The organism is Kocuria sp. UBA5001, from assembly GCF_002398425.1.
GTDB lineage: Bacteria > Actinomycetota > Actinomycetes > Actinomycetales > Micrococcaceae > Kocuria > Kocuria salsicia.
The window spans coordinates 73,002-92,433 of record NZ_DGYR01000002.1; the positions used below are offsets into that span (position 1 = coordinate 73,002).

15 protein-coding genes and 1 pseudogene are annotated in these 19,432 nt (G+C 69.5%); 10 read left to right on the forward strand and 6 right to left on the reverse strand.

Annotated features, from left to right (window positions below; all coding sequences use genetic code 11):
* Window positions 1-1,010: 1,010 nt before the first annotated feature.
* Window positions 1,011-1,394: pseudogene (locus B3G12_RS01980) on the reverse strand (transposase); the annotation flags it as partial.
* Window positions 1,395-1,511: 117 nt separating this feature from the next.
* On the opposite strand from B3G12_RS01980, the gene B3G12_RS01985 reads away from it, so the two are divergent.
* The 3 genes from B3G12_RS01985 to B3G12_RS01995 all read left to right on the forward strand — a co-directional run bounded on the left by B3G12_RS01985 (window position 1,512) and on the right by B3G12_RS01995 (window position 3,836).
* The gene (locus B3G12_RS01985) at window positions 1,512-2,309 is read left to right on the forward strand and encodes a helix-turn-helix domain-containing protein (RefSeq protein WP_290498812.1); all 798 of its coding nucleotides are present in this window, start codon (window positions 1,512-1,514) and stop codon (window positions 2,307-2,309) included.
* A gap of 10 nt (window positions 2,310-2,319) precedes the next feature.
* Window positions 2,320-2,706 carry a VOC family protein gene (locus B3G12_RS01990; RefSeq protein WP_290498813.1) on the forward strand — a complete coding sequence of 129 codons (387 nt, stop codon included), beginning with the start codon at window positions 2,320-2,322 and terminating at the stop codon, window positions 2,704-2,706.
* 143 nt (window positions 2,707-2,849) lie between these two features.
* Entirely contained in the window at window positions 2,850-3,836 is a 987-nt protein-coding gene (locus B3G12_RS01995) for an IS481 family transposase (protein ID WP_290498814.1), read from the forward strand.
* Here the strand turns inward: B3G12_RS01995 and B3G12_RS02000 are convergent.
* Window positions 3,833-4,273 (reverse strand): PaaI family thioesterase, encoded by a 441-nt coding sequence (locus tag B3G12_RS02000; protein WP_290498816.1) that lies wholly within the window; start codon window positions 4,271-4,273, stop codon window positions 3,833-3,835. The genes B3G12_RS01995 and B3G12_RS02000 overlap by 4 nt on opposite strands.
* A 201-nt stretch (window positions 4,274-4,474) precedes the next feature.
* On the opposite strand from B3G12_RS02000, the gene B3G12_RS02005 reads away from it, so the two are divergent.
* On the forward strand, window positions 4,475-5,425 hold the full coding sequence (locus tag B3G12_RS02005) for a helix-turn-helix domain-containing protein (RefSeq protein ID WP_290498817.1): 951 nt from the start codon (window positions 4,475-4,477) through the stop codon (window positions 5,423-5,425).
* Between the two features lie 145 nt (window positions 5,426-5,570).
* Here B3G12_RS02005 and B3G12_RS02010 read toward each other — a convergent pair whose 3' ends face one another.
* Both B3G12_RS02010 and B3G12_RS02015 read right to left on the reverse strand, forming a co-directional pair.
* On the reverse strand, window positions 5,571-6,902 hold the full coding sequence (locus B3G12_RS02010) for an NAD(P)/FAD-dependent oxidoreductase (protein WP_012399304.1): 1,332 nt from the start codon (window positions 6,900-6,902) through the stop codon (window positions 5,571-5,573).
* Window positions 6,903-7,071: 169 nt separating this feature from the next.
* Window positions 7,072-8,556 (reverse strand): APC family permease, encoded by a 1,485-nt coding sequence (locus tag B3G12_RS02015; protein WP_290498822.1) that lies wholly within the window; start codon window positions 8,554-8,556, stop codon window positions 7,072-7,074.
* Window positions 8,557-8,765: 209 nt separating this feature from the next.
* Here B3G12_RS02015 and B3G12_RS02020 point away from each other — a divergent pair, with 209 nt between their 5' ends.
* From B3G12_RS02020 to B3G12_RS02030, 3 genes are all read left to right on the forward strand, one after another.
* Window positions 8,766-10,172 carry an aldehyde dehydrogenase family protein gene (locus B3G12_RS02020; RefSeq protein WP_290498823.1) on the forward strand — a complete coding sequence of 469 codons (1,407 nt, stop codon included), beginning with the start codon at window positions 8,766-8,768 and terminating at the stop codon, window positions 10,170-10,172.
* 41 nt (window positions 10,173-10,213) lie between these two features.
* Window positions 10,214-11,065, forward strand: coding sequence for a transporter substrate-binding domain-containing protein (locus B3G12_RS02025; RefSeq protein WP_145011361.1), 852 nt, complete (start codon window positions 10,214-10,216; stop codon window positions 11,063-11,065).
* Window positions 11,066-11,398: 333 nt separating this feature from the next.
* Entirely contained in the window at window positions 11,399-12,487 is a 1,089-nt protein-coding gene (locus B3G12_RS02030; RefSeq protein ID WP_068469683.1) for an alkene reductase, read from the forward strand.
* Between the two features lie 308 nt (window positions 12,488-12,795).
* Here B3G12_RS02030 and B3G12_RS02035 read toward each other — a convergent pair whose 3' ends face one another.
* Window positions 12,796-14,400 carry a GMC family oxidoreductase gene (locus B3G12_RS02035; protein WP_290498828.1) on the reverse strand — a complete coding sequence of 535 codons (1,605 nt, stop codon included), beginning with the start codon at window positions 14,398-14,400 and terminating at the stop codon, window positions 12,796-12,798.
* A gap of 168 nt (window positions 14,401-14,568) precedes the next feature.
* Here B3G12_RS02035 and B3G12_RS02040 point away from each other — a divergent pair, with 168 nt between their 5' ends.
* Both B3G12_RS02040 and B3G12_RS02045 read left to right on the forward strand, forming a co-directional pair.
* Window positions 14,569-15,852 carry an MFS transporter gene (locus B3G12_RS02040; RefSeq protein ID WP_290498830.1) on the forward strand — a complete coding sequence of 428 codons (1,284 nt, stop codon included), beginning with the start codon at window positions 14,569-14,571 and terminating at the stop codon, window positions 15,850-15,852.
* A 100-nt stretch (window positions 15,853-15,952) separates the two neighbouring features.
* A complete protein-coding gene (locus tag B3G12_RS02045) occupies window positions 15,953-16,846 on the forward strand; it encodes a ribokinase (RefSeq protein WP_290498832.1) in 894 nt (297 codons plus the stop codon).
* 94 nt (window positions 16,847-16,940) lie between these two features.
* Here the strand turns inward: B3G12_RS02045 and B3G12_RS02050 are convergent, their stop codons facing one another.
* Window positions 16,941-18,365 carry an MFS transporter gene (locus B3G12_RS02050; protein ID WP_290498834.1) on the reverse strand — a complete coding sequence of 475 codons (1,425 nt, stop codon included), beginning with the start codon at window positions 18,363-18,365 and terminating at the stop codon, window positions 16,941-16,943.
* A gap of 151 nt (window positions 18,366-18,516) precedes the next feature.
* On the opposite strand from B3G12_RS02050, the gene B3G12_RS02055 reads away from it, so the two are divergent.
* Window positions 18,517-19,401: an IclR family transcriptional regulator gene (locus B3G12_RS02055; RefSeq protein ID WP_290498836.1), complete on the forward strand. Its 885-nt coding sequence runs from the start codon at window positions 18,517-18,519 to the stop codon at window positions 19,399-19,401.
* The last annotated feature ends 31 nt before the right edge of the window (window positions 19,402-19,432 follow it).

Genomic DNA, 19,432 nt, shown 5'->3' on the forward strand with positions numbered 1-19,432 from the left:
ACCTGCTCGTCCCCGCAGTAGCAGAACGCGAGAACCTCGAGCGAGTCTGGGTCAAGAGCGTCAGACCACTCTTGTATAACTGGATGCACTACCTGAAAAAGGAGACCAAACCATGCGCAGAGCGCGGTGCACCCTTGATGACATGAACTATTCTTCTCAGGACTTTAGTGAGCAGGACGATGCCTGGCGACAGGAACGCAAAGGCACCTTGGAGTGCATCGAGTGCGATGGCCCCGCTTACTACCGGGGAAAAACACCAAAAGGTCATGCGGCTTGTTTCGCCGCTCGCCATACGCTGGGTTGCACCCAGGCTAGCCGCGTCAGCGAAACCCAGGAGGGCGAAGGTGTGGCTGTGGTCCCCGCCATCGAGAACGAGGGCCGCGTCCTGCAACTGAGACTGGACGGCCCCGTTCCTCGCCCGGCCGGGTCCTCTCGCCGCGCCGTGGACGAGACTCCCAACCCCGACGGGGTACGGCGGTATGTGCCAGGTACCGATAATGGGGAGCGCAGAAGAGCAAACCATGCCTCGATGGGCCTGCGCGTGCTTCTAAGTAATCTTGTCAACGATCCGCAATACACCCAATCCAATGAACGCATGAGTGTTCCCGACCGGGGGGACGTCCCCTTGAGGGATCTCATCAGGGCATCCCATGAGGTTAGTGCCGCTGATCTGGACCGCACTACTATAGTTTGGGGGAAAGTTGTCTCAGTGGGGGAAAGCCAGGCGGAACGCAGTATCTCAATACCGGACCGTACATGAACAACCCGTGCCCAGTTACGCTTTCGTCTGAGCGAGCCGGAGAGCTACTAGAAATACTTGGATGGGATAACTTTCATAACCTTTGGGGGGGCATGTCATTGTCTTCGGAAAAATCCGTCTGTCCAGGGGGCGCCACTACATAGAACCCGAGGACATCAACAAGATCGCTCTACTGACTCACTGATCGGCCCCTCCCACCCCGCCACCGGCCCTGGGGCACTGCTAGCCCGGGGCTGGCTTTACTGGCTCTTCAGGATCCAGGGTGTAGTTGGGGTCTGAATCCGCCGGTCTCGAGCAGCGATCTGGCTATGTAGTGGAGGAGGTTGCGGAAGCCGAGGGCTGAGCCGCGGAGGTGTTCGAGCCGACCGTTCAGGGCCTCGGTGGGGCCATTCGAGGTGCCGGGCCGGTCGAAGTAGGCGAGGATGTCAGCGGCCCGCTTGTTCAGGGTGCGGCCCAGCACGATAACCTCCTTCAGAGCGGCGGGGACACCGCTGCCGATGGCGTCGATGCCGGCCTGCATGCGGATGCGTCCCGTGGCCCGGTCGGGTTCCCGGTAGGCAGCGATCATCTTCTGGTAGATGCCCCAGGTGGTCTCGACCTCGACGTGGTCATCGCCGGCGAACAGGGTCTCTAGGTGTACTGCCCGGAGACGTTGATCGAGCCGCCACGGCCCTGGCGGTCGTGTAGCGACACCACAGTGGTCGTCAGACAAGTGACTGTTTCTGGGCCGGGGCTTCCCTAGGGTGGGTGCATGCCCGTTTGGCAGCCAGCTATCCCGCAAGGGTTGCGCCCCCATCTCCTTTCCTGGGTGGGGTACGACTTCACCAGTACCGACACCGTCCACCACGGGGTTCCCTCGATGGGCGTCACGGTGGTGCTGTCGCTCGGAGAGCCCATCGACTGTGGCTGGCTTCATGGCGACGCGCGGCATCTCTGTGACGTACTAGTCTCCGGCCTGCACACCACTCCGGCTCTGATCCAGTCGAGGGGACGCCAGCAGGGCCTCGAATTGTCGCTCCACCCGCTCTCGACCCGTCGGCTTCTCGGGCTGCCGGCCGGGGAACTGGCCGGCTCGATGGTTGATGTGAATGATCTCTCGTGGCCCAGGCACCTGCTCGACCAGCTGCGGCAGTCAATGTGGCCACGACGGTTCCACCTCTTGGCGGCATTCCTCACCAAGAGGCTCGAGCAGCACCCTCATGCACCGCGCGCAGACCTGGTCGAGGCACTCGCGCGGATCCATCGGACCCGAGGCACGATCCCCATCTCCGGCCTGGCTCAGGACGTTGGCCTGTCCAGACGGCGGCTCTCAAGCCTGTTCGACCTCGAGACCGGTCTCTCGCCCAAGCAGGTGGCGCGCATCGCTCGCTTCACCCATGCCAAAGACTTGGTCCAGCGTGGCGCCCAGCCCTCGGACGTCGCGGCGATGGCCGGCTACAGCGACCAACCGCACCTGTCCCGGGAATGGAAGTCGATGACTGGATGGACGCTGCGCCAGTCGAAGGACGATTTCCCATTGCTTCAAGACACCGACATGCTTCCGGCGTGAGGCTAGAGCCATGACGACACCACAGCTGTTCCACTGCCTGCGCTATACAAACGCCGATCGAGGCATCGACTTCCTCCAAGCCATCGGCTTCACCACCGCCATGATCGTGCGGGATCCTGATGACGCGACCTTGGTGGCCCATGCGCAACTTGCCTGGCGTGACAACGGGGGCATCATGCTCGGCTCTGTTCGGGACGATGACCCGCATTACGGGCCGGGGATCTGCAACCTGGCGGTCGCCAGTGATGAGGACGTGGACAGCCTCTTCGCCGCAGCCCTGGCACACGGCGCGACCACCGTCACGGAGCCCAACGACGCCCCCCACGGAGGGCGCAACGCATGTGTCGCTGACTTCGATGGCCACTGGTGGAACCTCGACTCCTACCCAGGAGCCTGAGCCGGGGAACACCCCTCGACACCGTCATGTGCCACGGCTCACGAGTTCGTGCACATCTCAATGAGCCCTGACCCACACAATCTCGCCGCCCGCGGCGGCAACTGGCCTTCCTGGGCGGCGCATGCCCCCAGGACGGCCTCGTCATGTCCCACGCGAACGCCGCTCTCACCCCTCGCCACCGCCTGATCGTCGGCCGCTTGGTCGTCGATGACGGCTGGCCGATCAGCCAGGTCGCCGCCAGGTTCCAGGTCTCCTGGCCCACGGTGAAGCGCTGGGCCGACCGCTACCGCACCGGCGAGCCAATGCAGGACAGGTCATCCAGGCCGCATCACTCACCGAACAAGACCAACCAGCAGACTGCCAGGCGCTGCGTCCGTCTTCGCCTGCGACTACGGGAGGGGCCGGTGCAGTTGGCCAGCCGACTTGGGATAGCCCCGTCCACGGTCCACCGCATCCTTACAGACGTGCACTTGAACCGGCTGTCGCACGTCGACCGCGCCACGGGAGAACCGGTGCGCCGTTACGAGCACGATCACCCAGGTTCGATGCTGCACGTCGACGTGAAGAAGCTCGGCAACATTCCCGACGGCGGAGGATGGCGCTACGTCGGGCGGCGACAGGGCGACAAGAACCGGGCCGCTACACCCGACAAGCCGAAGAACAAGCACTACGACCCGTTGATGGGCATGGCTTACGTCCATACCGTCATCGACGACCACTCCCGCGTCGCCTATGCCGAGATCCACGACGACGAAACCGCCCGCACTGCCACCGCCGTGCTGGTCCGAGCCGTCGAGTGGTTCAACGCCCGCGGCGTCACCGTCGAGCGGGTCCTGTCCGACAACGGCGGCGCGTACCGCTCACACCTGTGGCGCGACACCTGCGCCGAACTCGGTATCCGGCACAAGCGCACCCGGCCCTACAGGCCGCAGACCAACGGGAAAATCGAGCGCTTCCACCGCACCCTGGCCGACGGATGGGCTTACGCCCGCTGCTACACCTCCGAAGCCGAACGACGGGGCGAGCTGGACGACTGGCTGCACTACTACAACCATCACCGGCCGCACACGGCCTGCGGGAACCTCCCGCCCTTCTCGCGATTGATCAACGTCTCCGGGCAGTACACCTAGGCCTGTACCTGGGTCTTCGGGGCTGGCGGGGTGGTGCCCTGGCCGGTGAAGTAGGCGACCACGTGACCGTCGGCCTCCAGCACGACGTCGCAGATCTGGTTCCTGCCGAAGCTCACCTGGCGCGTGGCCGTGGCGGTCACGGTCTTGCCCGTGTGCGCGGGGGCAGTGAACGTGATCTCGGCGTTGCGCGTGACGATCGGGGCACCCGCGGTGGCGCAGCAGTAGGCGAGCGTGGTGTCCGCGAGGGTGAACAGGTATCCGCCGTGGCAGATGCCGTGGCTGTTGGCCATGAAGTCCGAGACGGTCATGGACATGCTCACACGCCCCTGCTCGATCTCGCCCAGGTCGATCCCCAGGTGCAGCGGGGCGGGGTCGTTGCGCAGGATCTCGTGGAGCAGCTCGCGGATGGCGTTCATGTCGGTGGGATCGGCGTACATGGTGGTCCTCCGGACGTCGGGGCCGCAGCGGTGCAGGCCCGGGGAGCCGCACCCGAGGGCGGGCGGCGGCGCGGTCTGAGAACACTCTAGGGGCAGGGGGTGCGGGTGTTTCCCTGGTGACGCCCGGAGCCGCGGCCCGCGGCGGCGTAGCATGCGGACACGGGCCCGCAGTGCCGCGGGCGGATCGGAGAGGGGGCGCGCATGACGGGCCAGGAAGCCGCCGGGCGCCGCACGGACCTCACCCTCGCGCAGTGGCGCGAGACCATCAACGCCTCTTTCGCGGCCCTGGAGATCACCGCTCCCGTGGACAGCGAGTTCCGTGCGGATCTCACCACGGTGGAACTGGACGACGTCCACCTCTTCGACATGACCACCGGCGCCCACCGGGTGGTGCGCACCGCCGAGATGGTGGCCCGGGACGCGGGGGAGTACCTCAAGCTGAGCCTGCAGCTGCAGGGTCGGGCGCGGCTGCGCCAGGACGGGCGGGAGTGCGTGCTGGGTCCCGGCGGACTGGGCCTGTACGCGGCCTACCGCCCGTACGAGCTGGTCTACGACGGCCCCCAGTACAGCCTGGTGATGACCTTCCCGCGCTCGGTGGTGCAGCTGATCCCCGCCCAGCTGGACCTGGTGACCGCCCAGCGTATCGGCCAGGAAGACGGTCTGGGCCGGGTGGCCGTTCCCATGTTCCGCAACCTGGCTGAGAACATGGACCTGCTGCGCGGCCCCCACGCGAGCAAGCTGGTGCGCTCCGCGCTGGACATGCTGGTCAGTGTGCTCTCCGCGGAGGTGGTGGAGCCGGCCGGGGCGCACGCGGGGGACCTCCTGGTGCAGCAGGCCACCGCGTACATCGCCGACCACCTCGCGGATCCGGAGCTCTCCCCGGGGTCCATCGCCCGCGCCCTGTACGTGTCGGTGCGTCAGCTGCACAGCCGGTTCGCGGCGCAGCACCTCACGGTGGCCGCCCACATCCGCGCGGTGCGCCTGGCCGCCATCCGCGCGGAGCTCGTGGACCCGGCCCACCGGGACGACACCGTCCACACCATCAGCGCCCGGCACGGCCTCACGGATCCCGCCCACGTGAGCAAGGCCTTCAAGGCCGAGTACGGGGAGTCCCCCACCGCCTACCGACGCCGCGTGCTCAGCTCCTCCTGAAAGTGCCGGCGCACGACGCCGCCGGCGGCCTCCGTGTCGCACCGCGCGGAGCATCCCGCGCGCCGCAGACACACCGGCACGGTTCGCACGCGCGGACGCCGCCCGCCCCGGGAAGGGCGCGAGCGGCGTCGTCCTGCGGTGCGGCTCAGGCGCGGATGTCCCGGAGGACGTCCCGGGCGGTGGACAGGCCTGTCTCGATGGCGCCGTCCACCACCACGCCGCGCCAGCCGCGCGCCCAGTCCGCCCCGGCGAAGCGCAGCCGCGAGTCGGTGGAGCGGAAGTGGTGCCAGCCGTTGGTGAACTGCCCTGAGCGCAGCGTGGCCCACGCCTGACCGCTCCACCTGTCCGCCACCCAGTCGTGGCCCGTGCAGTCCACGACCTCCAGGTCGGGGCGCCACTGGTCCACGATTGCCTGGGCGTCCCGCGGGTCGGTGAGGTCCACGGCGTCGTGGTGGGAGCCGAAGCCCACGCAGATGGTGGTGTCGTCGTCCATGAAGAACTCGCTGCGGAACACGGCGGCCTTGTGAGGGGTGGGGGCGTAGCCCAGGATGCTGTGGTGGCCCTTGACCTTGACCCAGATCTTGCAGCCCGTGGAGTTCCAGCGCTGGTCGATCACGGTGCGCATCCCCGAGGGCAGGCCCGGGGTGAACTCGATGGTTGGCAGCGCCCCCACCGGCACCGTGACGATCACGCTGTCGCACGAGATCTTCTCGCCGGTGCCCAGGGTGACCGTGGCGCCGTCGGAGCGGTGGTCGACCGCCGTGACCGGGGTGTTCAGGCGGATGGGGCAGCGCAGGTCCGCGGCGATGTTCTCGTACAGTCCCCGCATGCCGTGGGTGAGCTTGAAGCGCAGGGTCTGCTCGTCCACCAGGCTCAACCGGTGGTCGGACAGCGCCGCCCACTGCTTGGCCATGAGCGGTGACCCCTGGTGCGGGTCCCCGATGTACGCGGCGGACCAGTACGCGTCGCACAGGTCCCGCTCCTCCTGGGTGAAGTCACCGCCCTTGAGGCAGTCCAGGACACTGCCCTGGTCCGCCGCGCGGAAGCGCTCCCGCAGCTCGGGGGTGCTGCCGCTGCTCTCGTCCAGCACGTGCAGGGGCTCGTACGGGTACGGGAAGAACTCCCGCGAGTCCTCGAAGATCTTGGCCATGGGGCGGGCCAGAGCGGCATCCAGGTCCGCCTCGGTGCCGTGCTCCACCCGGCCCCCGGTGATCCAGTAGGCGTCGTCGCAGAACGGGCTGGGGTAGATGCTCTGGTCGTAGCGGGTGATCTCGCTCCACACGTGCGGCTGCATCCAGTGCACCCACGTGGCGCCCAGTTCCAGGGGACGGCCCATGCGTTCCTCGGTCCAGGCGCGGCCGCCCACGCGGTCGCGGGCCTCCACGATCTCCACGTCCACGCCTGCCATCTGCAGTTCACGGGCGGCCACCAGGCCGGCGAAGCCGGCTCCGACGATCACGACATGCGGGTTGCTCACGGGTACCTCCAGGGGTTGCGGGTTGTCGGGACGAACAGGGTGCGGACGACGCCGCCCGGTCACCCGGGTGCCGAGCGCGCCTCGGGCGCCCGGTGCCGGCGGGTGGTGCACGGTGGCGCAGGGCGTCCGTGGGCCGGGTGCGGCGTCGTCGTCCGGGAACGGGGTGGGCTCAGCGGCGCTCGGGGGCCACGGGGATCTCCTGGGCCTCGGGGATCCGGTCCACGTGGTCCATCCCGGCGTAGATCTCCGGGCGGGTGCGGCGCAGCACCTCGCCCCACAGCAGGCCCACCACGCCGGAGCCGATGATGATCCCGGGCATCACGACCACCAGCGGGGAGAAGCCCTCCGCGCCGATCATGAGGTCGAAGTTGGAGAGGATCAGTGCGGCCACGGCGATCAGGGCCACGGCCGAGATCACCGGGGCCACCAGCCGGGTCCAGAGCCCGTGGCCGTGGTGGTCCCGTGCGAACCAGGCCACCACGGCCACGGACGTCACGGCCAGCAGGAACACCAGGCCGAAGGCGGCGGCGTTGGTCAGCCACGTGAACAGGGTGAGCACGGGGAACATCTCCCCGAGCTCCGACCCCTCTCCGGCCACCGCGAAGACCATGATGACCACCAGGCCCACCACGGACTGCGCGAGGGACCCCGCGAAGGGGGCGCCGGAGCGGGCGGACACCCGGCCCAGCACGCGGGGCAGCACGCCGGTGCGGCCCAGGGCGAAGAAGTAGCGGGCCGCGCCGTTGTGGAACGCCACGAGGGCCGCGAGCAGCGAGGTGATGAACAGGACGTTGGCCACCGTGGCCAGGGCGGGGCTGCGCTCGCCGAGCCACGCGAACACCAGGCCCGGCCCGAGCTCCTGGGAGGCCCCCACGATCGCGGACGGGCCCACCCCCACGGAGAGCGCCCACGCGGAGAGCGCGTAGAACACGGCGATCACACCCACCGCGATGTACGTGGCACGGGCCACGGTGCGGCGCGGGTTCCTGGTCTCCTCCGAGTAGATGGCGCCGGACTCGAAGCCCATGAACGCGGCGATGCCGAAGGCGAGCAGCACGCCCACACCCCCGGTGAGGAAGTGTGAGGGGTTCACGGTCTCCAGGGACAGGCCCTCCGGGGCACTGACCAGGGCCATCACGGAGACCACGGTGACCACCAGGAACTCCAGGGCCACCAGGAAGCCCAGCACCTTCGCGGAGAGGTCCACGCTGTTGACGCCCAGCGCGGCGACCACCAGCCACCCGATCCCCCCGGCCACCCACCACGGGACGGCCACGCCCAGGGTCGAGGACAGCAGGGTGGCCAGGGAGAAGCCGAACAGGCCGTAGAGGCCCACCTGCATCATGTTGTAGGACACCAGGGCCAGGATGGCCGCGGCAATGCCCTGCCGGTTGCCCAGACCCTCGGTCACGTAGGCGTAGAACGCTCCGGCGTTCTGCACATGCCCGCTCATGGCGCCGTAGCCCACGGCGAAGACCATGATCACGATCCCCAGCGCCAGGTAGCCCAGGGGCACGCCCAGCAGCCCGGACACCGCGAAACTGGTGGGGACGCCGCCCGCCAGCACGGTCAGCGGGGCGGATGCCGCAATGATCATGAACACCACGGACGTGGTGGACAGGTGACGTCTCGCAAGGGTGGTGGTCTCTGCCACGGGGGCCTCCTGTGGTCCGGGGATCGTTGTCCCCAGTGTGTCCTGGACCACATCGCAGCACCTTGTCCCACAGTGCGCCCCACTTGTCTCTGCCTGCGCAGCACCTCCGGCGCCTGCTGCGCGCGAGTGATCCACGGCACAATGGGGGCAGCCGGCCGCGCTCACCGCGCTCACCCGCGCCGCCCGTCCACCGCCCCAGAGGAGCCACTGTGAACACCTGCCAAGACCTGCTCTCCGCCATCACGGACCCGTCCGGCCGCGAGATCCTGGACCCCGCCACGGGGGAGGTGGTCGGCACGGTCCACGAGTCCACCACCGCCGATCTCGACGACGCCGTGGCCGCCGCCCGCGCGGCCCAGCCGGACTGGGCGGGGCTGGGCCACGAGAAGCGCTCCGAGTACCTGCACAAGGCCGCGGACGCCGTCGAGGGCAACGCCGAGGCGCTCGCCGAGCTGCTGTCCCGCGAGCAGGGCAAGCCCGTGAAGAACGGCCCGAATGCGGCGTTCGAGGTGGGTGGCTGCTCGGCGTGGCTGCGCGCGAGCGCGGACTTCCCGCTGGAGCCGGAGGTGCTCGTGGACGACGAGTCCGGCTACGCCGAGATGGAGTACGTGCCGCTGGGCGTGGTGGGGGCGATCGGCCCCTGGAACTGGCCCATGATGATCACCGTGTGGCAGGTGGCCGCGTCCCTGCGCATGGGCAACACCGTGGTGGTCAAGCCCTCCGAGTATACCCCGCTGTCCGTGCTGGGTCTCGTGCACGTGCTCAACCAGGCCCTGCCGGAGGACGTCCTGCGCGTGGTCCCCGGTGGCGGTGAGGTGGGCAAGGCGCTGTCCACCCACAGCGGCGTGGACAAGATCATGTTCACGGGCTCCACCCGCACGGGCCAGGCCGTCATGCGCTCCGCGGCGGACGGGCTCGCGCGGCTCACCCTGGAGCTGGGCGGCAACGACGCCGGTGTGGTGCTCCCGGACGTGGACCCCCGGGCCATCGCGGGAGACCTCTTCTGGGGCGCCTTCATCAACACCGGCCAGACCTGCGCGGCGCTCAAGCGCCTCTACGTGCACGAGGACGTGTACGACGCCGTGTGCGAGGCACTCGTGGGGGTGGCTCAGCAGATGCCCATGGGCAACGGGCTGGAGGAGAAGAACGTGCTCGGCCCGCTGCAGAACAAGCAGCAGTACGACATCGTGGCCAACCTCGTGGAGGAGGCCAAGAGGGGTGGCGGTCGCGTGCTCCTGGGCGGGGACCCGGAGACCGACCAGCCCGGGTACTTCTACCCGACCACGCTCGTCGCAGACCTGTCCGACGACAACCCGCTCGTGGCCGAGGAGCAGTTCGGCCCAGCCCTGCCCATCGTGAAGTACTCGGACGTTGAGGACGCCATCCGCATGGCCAACGCCCTGGACGTGGGGCTCGGTGCCTCCGTGTGGAGCTCGGACCGGGACGCCGCCATGGACGTGGCCCGGCGCCTGGAGGCCGGCACTGTGTGGATCAACAAGCACGGCGCCGTGGACCCCCGCATTCCCTTCGGCGGCGTCAAGAAGTCCGGCTTCGGCCTGGAGTTCGGCGTGGAGGGCCTCAAGTCGGTCGCGGCCAGCAGGGTCATCTCCCGTTGAGGTCTGCCGCCCGGCACCCCGTGAGGCACGGGAGGAAGCGCATGATCACACGGTCACGCCCGGCAGGGATCACGGCCGCTGCGGTGGCCGTGGGGATCGCCGCCGTGCTCACGGGGTGCGGGTCGCAGGGGCAGGAGGGCACGACATCGTCGTCGTTCGCGAGTGCCGGTGTGGCACCCACGGCCCAGCACTCGCACCTCGGTGAGGTGCAGCGGGAGGGGAGGATTCAGGTGTGCACCACCGGCGACTACCGGCCGTACACCTACAAGGACCCGAAGAGCGGTGAGTGGTCCGGGATCGACGTGGACATGGCCCGCAGCCTGGGGAAGTCCCTGGGCGCGGAGGTGGAGTTCGTGCAGACCTCCTGGGCGAACGTGGTCACGGACATGGACGCGAGCTGCGACATCGCGGTGGGCGGCATCTCCTACACGACCGACCGCGCCCAGAAGGCGGCCTTCTCGGACACGACCTCCCCGGACGGCAAGACGCCCGTGGTGCGCTGCGGCGAGGAGGAGAAGTACGACACCGTGGCGGAGATCAACAAGCCCTCGGTGAAGGTCGTCACCCCGCTGGGCGGGACCAACGAGAAGTTCGCCGACAAGAACTTCCCGGACGCCCAGGTCACCAAGTACAAGGACAACAACACGATCTTCGACCAGATCGTGGACGGCACGGCGGACGTGATGGTCACGGACGCCTCCGAGACGCGCTGGGTGGCGCACACCCACCCGGAGCTGTGCTCGGTGCATCCCGACAAGCCCTTCGACCACTTCGACAAGGGCTACCTGCTGCCGCAGGGGGACACCGTGTGGGAGGAGTACGTGGACAACTGGCTGGACATCGCCAGCCAGGACGGCACCAAGGCCGCCGCAGAGGAGAAGTGGTACGGCTGAGCAGGAGCCTGCCTGCAGGAACAGGGGAATGACCGGTTCCTTCGACGGGCCCCACGGGGAGACGGGCCCGCGACCACTCGACAGGGTGGGGCGGGCCGGGTTCGGCGTGACTGCGGGCAGGTTTTCTCTCGCCGACCCCCTCCTGGATGCCCACCAGGCACGACGGTGCGGGCGGCCCAGGTCTCGGGTCGTCCGCACCGTCGTGGGTGCCGGAGGCCATGAGCTTCCCGCGGGAACTTTCCGGGGGAACTGTGGGCGGGGGAATAGTGATGCGGGGAAGCGTGTTGGCCCTGATGACCAGTCAGTAGACCTCGTCCCGACGGAGGAAAACCCGTGCCCAGTCTTTTCGACCCCATGACCGTGGGTGCCGTGCACGTGAAGAACCGCGTGGCCATGGCGCCGCTCACCCGTATGCGCTCCGACGAGGACGGCGTGCCCAAGGATATGAACGTCGAGTACTACGCGCAGCGTGCCTCCGCGGGGCTCGTGGTCACCGAGGGGACGTTCCCCGCTGTGACGGGCCGCGGCTTCTGGGGCCAGGCGGGGATCGAGACGGCCGAGCAGGCCCTCGGGTGGTCCCGCGTGGCGGAGGCCGTCCACGACAAGGGCGGGGTGATGTTCTTGCAGGTCATGAACGCCGGGCGCGTCTCCCACCCGGAGCTCACGGGTGGTCCGCTGCCCGAGGCGCCGAGCGCCGTCGGCATCGACCAGTCCATCCACGTGCCCAGCGGCAAGCAGGCAGTGCCCACTCCTCGCGCGCTGGAGACGGACGAGCTGCCCCGGATCCGTGAGGAGTTCGTCGCCGCCGCCCGCCGCGCGGTGGACGCCGGGATCGACGGCGTGGAGGTCCACGGCGCCAACGGCTACATCCTCCACGAGTTCCTCGCGCCGTCCGCCAACCACCGCACCGACTCGTATGGTGGCTCGCCGGAGAACCGTGCGCGCTTCGTGGTCGAGGTGGTGCGCGCCGTCGCCGAGGAGATCGGCGCGGACCGGGTGGGCCTGCGGATCTCGCCGGAGCACAACGTCCAGGGCGCTCTGGAGGACGACCATGAGGACGTCCGCGCCACCTACGCCGCGCTGCTCGCCGGCCTGCGCGGGTTGGGTCTTGCGTACCTCTCCGTACTGCACCGGGACATCGACGGCCCCTTCGTCCGCGAGCTGCGCGAGCAGTTCGACGGCGTCTTCTACCTCAACAGCGGGTTTTCCGAGTACACCGAGCTGGCCGAGGCGGAGCACATCATGGCCGCGGACCTGGCAGACGGCGTGATGGTGGGCCGCGAGCTCCTCGCCAACCCGGACCTCGTGGAGCGCTGGCGCGATGGGCTGGCTCTGAACACCCCGGACCCCGAGACCTTCTACCTGGGGGGTCCCAAGGGGTACGTGGACTACCCGTTCGCGGACTCGCGCGTCCGGGTGTGACACGGCAACCGTGGGAAAACGCTGAATACCCGCAAAGGTAAGCTCGCGCCGCTGAGCGGAGGCACGCGGGCCATCATCGTCACGGGCATCCTGCTGACGTCCAAGGGAACCTTCATGCTTGCCACAGTCTGCGTGGGCAAGGAGGCGTACCAGGCGCTGACGGCGAAGTTCAGGGGCCGAAAGCGCCCCGTGGGCTCAACGGCGGTGCAGTAGAGCGCCGCGCCTACCGCTGCAAAAAACTGAGCAGATGCAGATTTCAGCCCTGAAATCAGCATCTGCTCAGTTTTTGCACGGGATGAGCTGCGGTGTCACTCGCCCAGGAGCATCCGCGCGCCCTTCTCGCCGATCAGCGCGGACGGGGCGTTCATGTTGCCGGTGGGAATGGACGGCATGATCGAGGCGTCCACCACCCGAACGCCCGCCACACCGTGAACCTCCAGGGTGGCGGGATCCACCACGGCCAGCTCGTCCGGTCCCATGCGGCACGTGCCCACCTGGTGGTGGTACGTCGTCACGGCGCGGTCCATGTACGCGTCCTCGGACGCCTCGTCCGTGACCTCCGGCCCGGGGTAGATCTCCCGCGCACCCCACTCGTCCGCGAGGGGCGGCGTCGCGAGCATCGCGCGTGCCTGGCGGAAGGACGCCCGCAGGGCCTCGCGGTCCCGAGGGTCGGCGAAGATGTTCGGGTCGTACCGGGCGGGGTCCGTGCTGCTGGGCCCGGTCAGGGTGATCCGCCCGCGCGAGTACGGGCGCACCAGGCCGGAGTGCAGGGTGAAGGCGTTGCCCGGGCCCTCCATCCAGTCGTCGTACATGGGCACGCAGAAGTGGATGGGCTGGGTGTCCGGGCGGTCCTGGTCCTTCGTGGAGCGCCAGAACAGGTGGGTCTGGGTCACCGCGATCTCGTCCTCGGCGTGCTCGATGGTCCTCGCGGTGGCCTCAGCGATCACCGGCACCAGCAGGTGGTCGTGCAGGTTCTCCCCTACGCCGGGCAGGTCCACGACCGGCTCGATCCCCACCTCCCGCAGGTGCTCGGCCGGGCCGATCCCGGAGCGCATGAGGATCTTGGGGCTGTCCAGGGCCCCAGCGCACAGGACCACCTCGTCCACCTCGATCACCTCGCCGTCCGAGGACTCACCAGCCGTGGGCGGCTCGCCGGAAATGCCCTCCACCTCGGAGGTCGTCCCCGCGTGAAGCTGGACGCCGACCACGCGCCCGTCCCGGATGACCAGCCGCTCCACGACCGCGCCGGTGTGGACCTCGATCGCCCCCTTGTCCACCCACGGCTTCGCGTACGCCATGTACGTGGTCACGCGCTTGCCGTCCCGGACGGTGAGCTGCTCCTGGGACACACCGTCCTGGGTGGCCCCGTTGTAGTCCTCGTTGAAGGGCACGCCCACCGCCTCGGACGCGGCGATGATCGCGTCGAAGACGGGGCTGAGCTCGTACGTGCCCACCACGGGAACGGGACCGTCGGTGCCGCGGGGCGCCGCGGCGGCGTCGTCCGTGGTGGGGCCGTCGTAGGCCTCCAGCGCCTCGAAGACGGGGGCGACGTCGCTCCAGGCCCAGCCATTGCAGCCCGCAGCGGCCCAGTCGTCGTAGTCCAGCGGGTTGCCGCGCACCCAGATGGCGGCGTTCAGGGCGTGAGAGCCGCCGAGGACCCGTCCGCGCGGCCAGTGGATGACGCGGCCAGACGCGTGCTCCTGCGGGACCGTGAAGTAGTCCCAGTCCTCCGGGCCGTGCCACAGCTCTCCCAGGCGGGCGAGCCGTGTGATGACGGGGTTGGTGTCCTGGCTGCCGGCCTCGAGCAGCGTCACCCGGTGGCCCGCGGCGGCGGCGCGCCCCGCGACGATGGATCCGGCGGTTCCCGCGCCCACGACGACGATGTGGCGGGCGGGGTTTGTCTGTTCAGTCATGGGGCCATCCTGCCCTTCGATGTGATGTGAGTCTCGTTTCTGGACGTGCGGTGGTTGTCTTTGCGTGCGGACTTGTGCGGGCCTCCCGGTAGCATCGTGGTGTTGCCAGGGGATTCTCCGCGCGTGTGGTCGGGTGCGCGGGCGTTCGCCCTACCCTGGAGCACTCTGATGACTTCCTCCCCCTCGCCCGGCACGGCGCCCGACGCCGCTGCCGCCCCCGTGACGTCGTCCCACCCCTCTGAGGCGGGCGGGTCCCTGTCCCTCCCGGCTGTGGGCGGCTGGGCGTTCCTCGTCACCGCGCTGATCGGGCGCCTGCCCGCCGCGACCGTGCAGCTCGGGCTGCTGCTCTACGTGAGCGGGGCCGGGCTGGGTCTCGGGCTCGCCGGGCTCACCGTGGCCGCGGCCGGTCTCGGCTCCGCGATCGGTGCACCGCTGGTGGGGCGGCTGGTGGACCGGTTCGGGCCGCTGCCCGTGGTCGCCGCCGCCACAGTGGTGCAGCTTCTCGGCATGGGGTCGCTGCTGCTCGTGGTCCTCCATGACGGGCCCTCCGCCCTCGTGCTCGTTTTCGCCGCACTGATCGGTTCCACGAACCCGCAGGTGGGTGCGATCGCGCGGGCGCGCTGGTCGGCGATCGCGCGGCGACGTCGTCTCCCGGGGCTCGTGAGCAGGGCGCTCGGCTACGAGACCGCGTGCGACGAGGTGGGGTTCATCCTGGGCCCCGTGATCGCGGGTGTGCTGGTGGGCCTGCTCGGACCGAACCCAGCGCTGGGGGTGCTGATGGCCTGGGTGGTGCTGGGGCAGGGGTGCTTCATCGTGTACCTGCTCAGCCGCCGCGGACTCGCCGTGGACACCCACACGCTGGACGTCGCCGACGGCACCGCACCCCGGATCCGCTGGGCCGCTGTGCTGCCGCCCATGCTCGTGTGCCTGTGCGTGGGGACCGTGTTCGGCTCCACGCAGACAGTGCTGACCGCCATCAACGACGCCCGCGGTACGGCCGGGTACACGGGTCTCATCTACGGCTGCATGGGCGTGGGCAGTGCGCTGGCGAGCATGCTGGTCTCCCGCCTGCCCCGGCGGCTGCCGCTGTCTGTCCGCGTGGCGGGCGGGGCGATGCTCGTCTCGCTCGTGGCGCTCGTGCTCCTGAGCATTCCCGGGCCCGCGGTGCTGGGGCTGCTGTTCATGGTGACCGGCCTGGGCGTCGGGACGATGCTCGTGAGCGCCTACACGCGCGGCGAGCACGTGGCGCCGTCCCACCGGATCGCGAGCGTGATGACCATGCTGACCACCTGCCTGGTGCTGGGAGTCGCCTTCGGCTCCGCCCTGGGCGGTGTGCTCTCCGCGGTGCCCCGGCACGGTTTCCTGCTCACCCTCGCCGCAGGGCTCGTGGGAATGGTGGCCGCCGTGGCACTGCACGTCACCCGCCCGGGGCCCGACCGCAGGGTCGTCTGACCACTGACCATCCACCAGATGCAGACCCTTTGGAGGAAGACCCGTGTCATCGTTGCCACCACCCGCTTCACCCGGGAGCGCCCGGTCCATTGACGTCACCGTGGTGGGATCCACCAACGTGGACGTCACCGCCACCGTCCCGCGTCTGCCCGGGCGGGGTGAGACCCTCCTAGGTACGTCCCTGGTCTCGTCCCCGGGAGGCAAGGGCGCCAACCAGGCACTTGCGGCGTCCCGTGCCGGCGCCTCCGTCCGTTTCGTGGGGGCGGTGGGGGACGACGACGCCGCGCCCACTGCGCTCTGCCACCTCCGGGCCGACGGCGTGGACCTCTCCACGGTGCTCACCCGCGAGGGGGTGCCGACCGGCACGGCGCTGATCTGGGTCGATGACTCCGCGGAGAACTCCATCGTGGTGGTTCCCGGCGCTAACGGCAGCCTCACGGCGGCGGACGTCGACACGGTGGCGGACGGCGGTGGGCTCGAGGGCGTCGTCGTGCTGCAGGGGGAGATCCCGGCGGAGGCCGTGACCCGTGCGGCGGAACTCGCTCCGGGGCGCGTGGTGATGAATCTCGCGCCCGTGATCGAGGTGCCCACCCGTGTGCTCACCGCCGCCGACCCGCTGATCGTGAACGAGCACGAGGGTGCCGAGGCCCTCCGTCTGCTCGGCGGGAGCCCGGAGGGGCTGGGGGAGGAAGCCACCGTGGCGGCGCTGCTCGCAGCCGGGGTGCCGAACGTGGTCATGACCCTGGGTGCTCGCGGTGCCTTCGTGGCGGATGCCTCTGGTGTGCGCACCGTGCCTGCGGCCCGGGTGAGGGCTGTGGACACCACCGGTGCGGGCGATGCGTTCGTCGGCGCCGTGGCGGCCCGACTGGCCGCCGGAGCAGGGTTGGACGAGGCGACGTCGTACGCGGCGCGCTTTGCCGCAGGAGCCGTGCTCGCCGCAGGGACGCAGTCCTCCTACCCGCAACGTGGTGCCACGCTGCCGGAGCTGCGCTGAATCCAGGGCGCCCCGGACCACAGCATGAGATCGCATGAGAAAGCCGTGGCGGTCGGGGGAGCCCGGCCGCCACGGCTGTGTCGTGCGAGGTGGGTCAGCCGCGGGCGGGGCCCTGCTTGTCGAGCGCGATGATGGCGAGTGCCTCGGTGCGCGTGGTGTGCAGGTTGTCGATGTCGCGCAGCGAGCGGTCCTTCGTCTCGGTGGCGGTGAAGGCGGCGACGGCGGCGATCAGGGCCGCGCCGCAGACCACGAGGGCCACGTTGAACCAGTTGTCGCCCGCGCTGCCGGCCACAGCGGTGGCCAGGATCGGCGTGACGCCGCCGGAGATCGCGAAGCCGATCTGCGTGCCGAGCGCCAGGCCGGAGACGCGCACCCGGGTGGGGAACATCTCCGCGTAGAAGGCCGGCCACACGGCGTTGGCCATGGAGTACAGCACGCCGGAGAGCGCCGCGCCGAGCACGAAGATCATGACCCAGTTCCCGGCGGAGATCGCCGAGAGGTAGGGGAACATCAGCAGCGAGGAGCCGACCACGCCGCCGATGAACACCGGCTTGCGTCCGATCCGGTCCGCGAGGGTGGCCCACGCGGGGATCGTGAACAGGGCCACGAAGTTGGCCAGCACGGACACCCACAGCATCGTGGAGCGCTCCAGGCCCACCACGGAGGTGGCGAAGGACAGGGACCACACCAGGAAGACCACGTTCACGGTGTTGATCAGCGCGGCCGCGGCGATCCGGATCACGGCGGTCTTGTGGTACTTGAACATCAGCGAGAGCGGGGTGGCGGGCTTCTCCTCCGGCATCTCGGACTGGGCGTCCTCGAAGGCCGGCGGCTCCTCCAGGTGGCGGCGGATCAGGTAGGCGGCCAGGACCACCACGGCGGAGATCCAGAACGGGATACGCCAGCCCCAGCTGAACAGCTGCTCCTCGCTCAGCAGCAGGGTGAAGGGGATGAAGACGGCGGTCGCGAGCAGGGTGCCGAACTGAGTGCCCTGCAGCGTCCACGAGGTGGTGACGGCGCGGTGGCGGTCGTCAGCGTGCTCCAGCGACACGGAGATGGCGCTCGCCTGCTCCCCGGAGGCCGAGAGCCCCTGGATCACGCGGCACAGCACGAGCAGCGCGGGCGCGAGCAGCCCCACCTGGTCGTAGGTGGGCAGGCAGCCCACCGCGAACGTGGAGCCGCCCATGAGGAACAGGGTCAGCATGAGTACGAACTTGCGCCCCAGGCGGTCGCCCAGCGGACCCATGATGAGCGCGCCCAGCGGGCGGACGATGTAGGCCACACCCACGGTCCCCATGGCAAAGAGGATGGCCGCACCCGGGGAGGTGTCCTTGGGGAAGAACAGGTGGTTGAGCACGAGCGCGGCGGCCGTGCCGTACACCGCGAAGTCGTAGTGCTCGAGCGCGGAGCCCACCCAGCTGGCGAGTGCGGCCTTCCTGGGGGTCTTGGCGGGGCCGGAGTGCTCGGCACCCGTGGGGGCCGCGCCGTCGCGGCCGCCCGTTTCCGGGGTCGTGGTCATGAGCGTGTCCTAACGGGTGAAGAGGCAAGCACGAACGATGATTGCTGAATAATGAAAATCACTTCCGAATACTTGAAACCCAGCATGGTGTGGGTCACACTGTTCGTCAAGTGGTTTCGCAAGAAGTTCGTCCGTGAAGCAGGAGCACCTCATGTCCCCCACCCCCTCCACGTCCGCGCAGCAGGACGTCGCGAGCCCGGTCCACGGGGCGGCGTCGCCCCGCCTGGACCGCGAGGCGACGTCGTCCGGGGCCTCCGCGGCGAACGGCACGTCCCGTGCCGGCGACCGCTCCGGTACGGTGCGCAAGGGTCTGGCCCTGCTGCCGCTGCTCGCCGAGCACCCGGACGGTGCCACGGCGAAGCAGCTGGTCGAGGACTCGGGCTACGCCTTCAGCACGTGCTACCGGCTGCTGTCCACGCTCGTGGACGAGGGCTACGCGGAGTTCGAACCGGAGACGAAGCGCTACCGGCTGGGGCTGCTGCTCTTCGCGATGGGCCAGAGGGTGGCCTCGGCGAGGGGCTGGGCCGGCACCGCGCTCCCTGTGATGCGCGAGGTGGTGGAGGCCACCGGTGAGAGCTGCCTGCTGGCCGTGCTGGACGGGGACCGCTTCCTGACCGTGCACACCGTGGACGGGCCCCACCACCGCACCACCACGGACCCCGGGGACCGCGGAGAGCTGCACACCTCCGCGCTGGGCCGCGCACTGCTCGCGTTCTCGGACCCGCAGACCCGGGAGCACCTCGTCGAGACGATCGAGATGTCAGCCCGTACGGAGAACTCGCTCACGGATCGGGACGGGCTGAGGGCCGAACTCGACCGCGTCCGCGAGCAGGGCTGGGCGCTGCAGGACCAGGAGCACGACGATGGCATGGCGGCCCTGGCCGTCCCCGTCCTGTCCCCGGGGGCTCCCGTGCGGGCCGCGCTCGCCCTGGCCGCCCCCGTCCACCGTTGCGACCCGCACGAGCTGGTGCAGCACCTGCCGCTGCTGCGGGAGGCCGCCGACAGGCTCGCCGCTCTGCTCCCGCAACGACGCTGAAAACCTGGGGCGGCGATGTCGCCGCGCACGT

Excerpts from the sequence above, each read along its gene's own strand:
- B3G12_RS01985 (WP_290498812.1), top strand. The coding sequence starts at position 1,512 with ATGCCCGTTTGGCAGCCAGCTATCCCGCAAGGGTTGCGCCCCCATCTC.
- B3G12_RS01990 (WP_290498813.1), top strand. The coding sequence starts at position 2,320 with ATGACGACACCACAGCTGTTCCACTGCCTGCGCTATACAAACGCCGAT.
- B3G12_RS01995 (WP_290498814.1), top strand. The coding sequence starts at position 2,850 with ATGTCCCACGCGAACGCCGCTCTCACCCCTCGCCACCGCCTGATCGTC.
- B3G12_RS02000 (WP_290498816.1), bottom strand. The coding sequence starts at position 4,273 with ATGTACGCCGATCCCACCGACATGAACGCCATCCGCGAGCTGCTCCAC.
- B3G12_RS02005 (WP_290498817.1), top strand. The coding sequence starts at position 4,475 with ATGACGGGCCAGGAAGCCGCCGGGCGCCGCACGGACCTCACCCTCGCG.
- B3G12_RS02025 (WP_145011361.1), top strand. The coding sequence starts at position 10,214 with ATGATCACACGGTCACGCCCGGCAGGGATCACGGCCGCTGCGGTGGCC.
- B3G12_RS02035 (WP_290498828.1), bottom strand. The coding sequence starts at position 14,400 with ATGACTGAACAGACAAACCCCGCCCGCCACATCGTCGTCGTGGGCGCG.
- B3G12_RS02040 (WP_290498830.1), top strand. The coding sequence starts at position 14,569 with ATGACTTCCTCCCCCTCGCCCGGCACGGCGCCCGACGCCGCTGCCGCC.
- B3G12_RS02050 (WP_290498834.1), bottom strand. The coding sequence starts at position 18,365 with ATGACCACGACCCCGGAAACGGGCGGCCGCGACGGCGCGGCCCCCACG.
- B3G12_RS02055 (WP_290498836.1), top strand. The coding sequence starts at position 18,517 with ATGTCCCCCACCCCCTCCACGTCCGCGCAGCAGGACGTCGCGAGCCCG.